The organism is Vibrio sp. OY15 (assembly GCF_000742455.1).
Taxonomy (GTDB): domain Bacteria; phylum Pseudomonadota; class Gammaproteobacteria; order Enterobacterales; family Vibrionaceae; genus Vibrio; species Vibrio alginolyticus.
Genome location: NZ_JPIL01000038.1, coordinates 1 through 3,319, shown reverse-complemented (window position 1 = coordinate 3,319; position 3,319 = coordinate 1). Strand labels below are relative to the sequence as shown.

Below are 3,319 nucleotides of genomic sequence, written 5' to 3'. Positions count from 1 at the left end.
CACTTCAAACTTGATACTAAGCCTTTTTCAAAAGGTTAAGACTAGTATACGACAACCAAACCACCAAGATTGCTAGTAAGTTCAGAGACACTGTAACTTCATTGACATTCACACTTATCGGTACTTCAACTCCAGAAGAAAAGGCTAAGGAAAAGTTAGGTGTTTCTATACCTATCATCTGGATAAAGTAAAGAGCCATCATTAACTTAAACGCCCAAAGCTTCTTTTTTAACAGCCCGTATAAACTAGACAAGTTAAAGCTTAACATCACTAGAACGAGCGCAAATGCGAGAAAAAGACTTGAAGAACTCAATTGAGTCACTTGGGACAGCAAAGTAAATAGTAGAAACAGAGGAACGACAACAGATATACCCTGCAAGACCAATAAGAACTTTGTTCTTTTTAAATGATATTCAAACAATTTATATTTTCTCCTTGAGGGCTAACGCCCTGTTAAGGTGTGAGCAACGCAATACCGATGCTGCCGCATACCACCTTAAACACTAAAAACAACGCATGGTAAAAATGCCACGCGTTGCGAATCACTCTTAAACAGTTTGTTAGGTGATTTGCTTCCAAATATTACACCAGCCAAAGAAGATAGTTTCCTTACAAAGGCTAAGATATGCAACCTAACCCACAAAAAGGATGTTTTCATGGGAAAACCCGCTGCAACATTAACATCAATGCACGTCTGCCCCAAGGTTACTGCTAAAGTTCCGCATGTGGGAGGCCCTGTAGTCGCTGGCTCACCCAATGTAAAAATTGGCGGTCTACCAGCTGCTCGTAAAGGCGACCGCCTCATCTGTGTCGGTCCCCCTGATTCCATAAGCCAAGGATCTGGCTCCGTATTTATTAACGGTAAACCAGCAGCAAGAATGGGAGACTCGACCAGTCACGGAGGCAAGATTGTCATTGGCAACCCCACAGTCTTAATCGGTGACAAATATCGAGCCGATAAACAACCACCGCCCAAAACTTATGAAGAAGCGAAGCAGCGCTTGGCGGAAGCTAAGTCTTATGTCGATGCCGCTCGTGAAGGTGGTGCAGCATTACCGGGTTCACCTTACACCACTGCGGATAAAAGAGAAGTGGTTGCAAAGGGCTTGGATGAGCGTTTCTTATTTCGAGTGGTCGAATCAGAATGGACTGGGGACAAGGGCTATATTGGACCACCCTCAGAAGGAAAGGCCAGACGATATTGGACTACCACTTTTACACAAGCAGAGCATGGTGATACTGATCCAGAAGCAATATGCAAAGCAGTCGGGCGAGACTATGACCCAACATGCGATTACACCATACTTTTGATTGACCATGAAAAAGCCGCCGAACTCGGTGATATGGTCAGTTTTATCCCTACATACGGAGAGATGGGAAAACACGCAAAGACACAACTCGGTAGCGAATTTTCAGACAGCCTTGATTTAATTGAACCATGTTTGATTCCAGAGTTCAGTCGCTATTACGAGCAGGTAAAAGTAACAGCTAAAGAACGCGGCATCGACATTAAGAAACAAGAAGATTTTACTAAATATTGCAAAAAGCTCGACTTTACTACGAACCAGACTGACACGTTGCGAACCCGATACCAAATAGAACAAGGTTTAGGCGCAAACCAAGATTTTCTCGGTAACGGCGTGACTAAGGATTTAAATGTTAAGTATGATACGACGCCTTTTGGCGACATTGATGATGAACTGGAATACGGCCCGCCCGAAACCTTTACGTGGGATAAAAACCCACAAACGCTAGGAGAACTAGAGAACGCAGGAGCCATTATGAGAATTGATATAGGAAACGGAGCAGACAGATGAAGCAGTTTAAAGAAATCAACCCACTCACAGTTGCTCAAGACCCAAACTTGATTGCTACGGTACCGGATGATGAAGAAACAACGAAAAACTTTTACTTTTTATTGGTTGATGACTACATAATCCTTGCTACCGCGAAATACTTTACCGATAAGCTAGACGGCGAAAGCGAATGGCTACACTACCAAATCGAGTTCCCAAAATATGGCTTGCGGTGGTTCTTAGACACCTTAGAAGGTAAGTTTTTCAAAACCGAAGCCGAAGGCGGCTTACCCAAAGGCACATTTAATGACGAAGGGCTTGTAGACGGTGAACGGTTAAAGCTGAGGCGTGCTTTTAATGCAGATGGCAATGGCGGTGGTGGATATGCATTTATAACACTCGACCGAAAAGAACCCGAAAGCGTTTGGTCTAAGTCGTATACCTTTACTGATTCGCTACTGTTTGAGCATGGAATGATAGACACCATGAAGTTGATTGCTAAAAAAATCGACTTAGGACAACTATAACCCCACTAACCTCCGAACCTCAATTTTGTGGTTCGGAGGTTAAGTTATGAGAAATCACTTAACGCCCAATTAAGGTGTGAGGCACGCAATACCGAAGCTGCCGCATACCACCTAAACCACTAAAACCAACGCATAGTAAAAATGCCACGCGTGCCGAATCACTCTTGAACAATTTGTTAGCAGTTTTTTCTACACAAAATTATGCTTTTATCGCATACACCGTTATGTGGTTTGAAGTTTCACGCTCATAGACACTGACATGAAGCACTTGGAACCCTGCTTTCTCTAGTTCAACAACTAGATCACTTTCAGAGGTAACATGACGATATGGACTGCCATCTCTATAAGTTTCATAGCTAATTTGATTTTTAGAGCACAAGCTACTGACAAAAAATACCCCATTTTCAGATAGTGAACGATAAACATGACCCAAAAATATGACTCGATCTGCACCGATAATGCAATGTAAGCAATTACCGTCAATGACAACATCATAACGTTCTGTAAGTTCAAGAGACGCTACCGTTAGGTCCGCTAAATAATAATTACCCTCGACTCCTGTTGCTCTGGCTTTTTCCTTTGCCCATTTAATTGCGGTTGGTGAAATATCTATACCTGCCACCTCAAAGCTTAACTTCTGGAAAGCTCTGCAATGATGTCCTTCACCGCAACCTAGTTCGAGCAGTTTACCTTGCACCGGTCGTTTAAATAGCTCGAGAAAACGCTCAACTAAAACTGCTTTAGACATTCGCTCGTTGCCACCCCAACCTTCCCAGCCAGCTTCGCGAGCTTCAACATACATGTCTTCATGAACTTGGTAGTTTTGTTTCATATTCATCCTTGACTGTTAACGCCCTGTTAAGGGGTGAACAACGCTACCACCCCAGCCTAAACCATTGTGCCGTAAACACTAAAGCTAATTCAAACCAAAACCGCCAAGCGTTGTGAATCCCTCTTGAACAGTTTGTTAGTTGCCTTGGATTCAAGTACGAAGTG

General features: G+C 43.1%; 2 protein-coding genes and 1 pseudogene. 2 read left to right on the top strand and 1 reads right to left on the bottom strand.

Annotated elements, in window-relative coordinates; translation table 11 throughout:
- Positions 1 to 656 precede the first annotated feature (656 nt).
- Positions 657 to 941 (top strand): annotated as a pseudogene (locus IJ23_RS25780) (PAAR domain-containing protein); the annotation flags it as partial.
- An 872-nt stretch (positions 942 to 1,813) separates the two neighbouring features.
- Positions 1,814 to 2,323 carry a hypothetical protein gene (locus tag IJ23_RS23560; protein ID WP_017191342.1) on the top strand — a complete coding sequence of 170 codons (510 nt, stop codon included), beginning with the start codon at positions 1,814 to 1,816 and terminating at the stop codon, positions 2,321 to 2,323.
- Between the two features lie 199 nt (positions 2,324 to 2,522).
- Here IJ23_RS23560 and IJ23_RS23555 read toward each other — a convergent pair whose 3' ends face one another.
- The gene (locus IJ23_RS23555; RefSeq protein WP_033907502.1) at positions 2,523 to 3,161 is read right to left on the bottom strand and encodes a class I SAM-dependent methyltransferase; all 639 of its coding nucleotides are present in this window, start codon (positions 3,159 to 3,161) and stop codon (positions 2,523 to 2,525) included.
- Positions 3,162 to 3,319 lie beyond the last annotated feature (158 nt).